Below are 457 nucleotides of genomic sequence, written 5' to 3' on the forward strand. Positions count from 1 at the left end.
GTGTGCTACTACGCCTACTGGGCATCGACCGAGCTGGCCGAAGAGCGTGGCCGCTACAGCAGCTACAAGGGCTCGCTGTGGGATCGCGGCATCCTGCCACAAGACTCGCTCAAGCTGCTGGCCGAAGAGCGCGGCGGCTACCTGGAAGCCGACATGTCGTCGACGATGGACTGGGACAGCCTGCGCGGCCGCATCAAGCAGTACGGCATGCGCAACTCGAACTGCGTGGCGATCGCCCCGACGGCAACGATCTCCAACATCATCGGCGTGTCGGCCTGTATCGAGCCGACGTACCAGAACCTGTACGTCAAGTCGAACCTCTCGGGCGAGTTCACGGTGGTCAACGACTACCTGGTGCGCGACCTGAAGGCACGCGGCCTGTGGGACGAAGTGATGGTCGCCGACCTGAAGTACTTCGACGGCTCGCTGGCCCGCATCGACCGCATCCCGCAAGACC

General features: G+C 63.9%; 1 protein-coding gene. It reads left to right on the plus strand.

Going from position 1 to position 457, the window contains the following annotated elements; translation table 11 throughout:
- Positions 1 to 457: ribonucleotide reductase barrel domain-containing protein (locus FNX44_RS27610; RefSeq protein WP_500274220.1), on the plus strand; the 457-nt coding region annotated here is incomplete at both ends.

It is taken from the genome of Streptomyces alkaliterrae (genome assembly GCF_007097205.2).
Classification (GTDB): Bacteria; Actinomycetota; Actinomycetes; order Streptomycetales; family Streptomycetaceae; genus Streptomyces; species Streptomyces alkaliterrae.